The sequence below is a fragment of the Arthrobacter sp. H14 genome, assembly GCF_000520495.1.
GTDB lineage: Bacteria > Actinomycetota > Actinomycetes > Actinomycetales > Micrococcaceae > Arthrobacter_C.
Window position 1 is genome coordinate 21193 of record NZ_KI914659.1, and the last position, 2212, is coordinate 23404.

Genomic DNA, 2212 nt, shown 5'->3' on the forward strand with positions numbered 1-2212 from the left:
CGATCGGGACGAAGAAAGGGCTGTGGCTGGCCACCAGCCACGACCGCAGGAACTGGTCGCTCTCGCAGCCGCAGTTTCTGATGGAGGAGGTCCCGAGCGTCAGCATCGATACGCGCGGCGGCCGGACCCGGATCATGGCAGGTGTCCGCTCCGAGCATTGGGGCCCCACCGTGATGCACTCCGACGACCTCGGGCAAGCGTGGACGGAGCCGGAAAACGGTGCTATCCGCTTTCCCGAGGAGGCCGGCGCTGCTCTGGAGCGGATCTGGCAAATCCAGCCCGATACCGGCGACCGTCCGGGAGTGGTCTGGGCCGGTTGCGAACCCATTTCCGTATGGAAGTCCACCGACGGCGGCGAGCACTTCGAACTGAACCGCGGGCTGTGGGACCATCCGCACCGGCCGGAGTGGGGCGCCGGCTATGGCGGACCCGCCGCACACTCCATCCTCTCCAGCCCGGTGGACGATACGGTTCACATCGCAATGAGTACCGGCGGCGTCTACCGCTCAACCGACGGCGGCACCTCCTGGGAGGCGCGGAACAAGGGCATCTCCGCCTACTTCATGCCGGATCCCAACCCGGAATTCGGTCAGTGTGTGCACAAGATTGCCCGGGATTCCAAAGACTCGAAGCGGCTGTATGCCCAGAACCACCACGGCGTCTACAGGTCCGACGACGACGCCGACACCTGGGTTTCGATCGCCGATGGCCTTCCGGCGGACTTCGGTTTCGTGATGATGACCCATCCGACCCGCAGCGACACGGCCTGGGTCATCCCGATGAAGGCGGACAGTGAGCGCATCCCGCCCGACGGACGCCTTGCCGTGCACCGTACCGACGACGCCGGACAGAGCTGGATGCGGCTCGATACCGGGTTGCCGGACGCGGAGTACAACGTAGTCCTCCGGGATGCGGCCGCCGTCGATACCTCCGAACCTGCCGGTGTGTATTTCGGCACCCGTGGCGGCTCGGTTTATGCCAGTGCAGACGAGGGCGAAGTTTTCACCGAAGTGGTCTCGCACCTGCCCGATGTGCTGTGCGTCCGGGCGGCGGCCGTAGGAGTCTGATGGGAACAGTGTCGGTCATGCTTCCGCCGGTGCTCGCGGCGTTGGCGGGGGACAGCAGGGTGCATCAGGTTTCACTGCCCGACGGCGGCACGGTCGCCGCGCTGCTCGACGCGCTCGCCGCTGACTATCCGGTTTTCGGCCGGCGGGTGCGGGATGAGACGGGGGCGGTCCGGCGCTACGTGAATATCTTCGTCGACGGCGAGGACATCCGCGGTCTCGATGGCGCCTCAACGGCGGTCCGGCCGGGACAGGAACTGCTGATCATCCAGTCGGTCGCCGGCGGGTAATCCGGCGCGGTGGCCAGCTGTGTTCTGAGATTGGTTGTCTAGGTTGACGACTCGGAGTAGTATGGTTGTCTCAGTTGACAGCAGGAGGACGGTTCCGCATGGCCGCAACAAAACGGTATGTCGTCGCCTCGAAATCGGGCGGAGATACCGCGCGCACTGAGGCGGCCCCGGAAACGCTCCAGCGCTACCGGGAAATCGTCTCTGAAATGCAGGCACTCGAGGCTAGGAATCCACTGATTCGCGCGTATTCCTCCGCTGAATCGGGAGCAAAGCCATTCCACGCAATAAGTTTGGACCGCTATGGTCGCAGATTGCCACTAACGACCCTCTCACGGTTACGCCGGGGGTCACGGATGCTGCCAAACACATCCATTCTCAGTTCCAGCTTTGCTTCCACTAAAGCGGTCATCGACCCGCGCGTCGCGGCGATCCGGACCGTCACCGAGACGCTGGCGAAAGAGATGCTACGGCTCGGGCTCGACCTAAGCGACGTGGACACTCTCCGGCTGGTGCGTTCCCTACTGCATGCCTTGCCGAGGTCCGACTCTAGCGAGCTCGCGGATCTTACCGGGCCGTTCTATGACACCAATGCGATGATCTCCTGGCTGGGAATCAGTAGGCAGGCACTGGAAAAGAAGGTTCGGAGCGGGAAGCTGCTGGCATGTATGACTTCGGATCGGGTTCGCCTCTACCCGGTGTGGCAGTTCACCGATTTTGGTGACACTCTTCCGCACTTCGTTGATGTGCTCAGTGTGCTCTCCCAAGGGACAAAGGACGGCTGGACCATCGCACTATGGATGGTCACAAAGGTCGATCAGCTGAGCGGGAAGTCGGCAGTTGAGTGGCTGGCGTCCGGAG

3 protein-coding genes are annotated in these 2212 nt (G+C 63.5%); all 3 read left to right on the top strand.

Features of this window, described 5'->3' with window-relative positions:
* The first annotated feature begins 2 nt into the window (after positions 1-2).
* On the top strand, positions 3-1067 hold the full coding sequence (locus tag Y707_RS0113230; protein ID WP_026535454.1) for a WD40/YVTN/BNR-like repeat-containing protein: 1065 nt from the start codon (positions 3-5) through the stop codon (positions 1065-1067).
* Positions 1067-1354 carry a MoaD/ThiS family protein gene (locus Y707_RS0113235; RefSeq protein WP_026535455.1) on the top strand — a complete coding sequence of 96 codons (288 nt, stop codon included), beginning with the start codon at positions 1067-1069 and terminating at the stop codon, positions 1352-1354. The genes Y707_RS0113230 and Y707_RS0113235 overlap by 1 nt, the downstream gene beginning before the upstream one ends.
* A 98-nt stretch (positions 1355-1452) precedes the next feature.
* Positions 1453-2212: hypothetical protein (locus Y707_RS31500; protein ID WP_051441978.1), on the top strand; the 760-nt coding region annotated here is incomplete at its 3' end.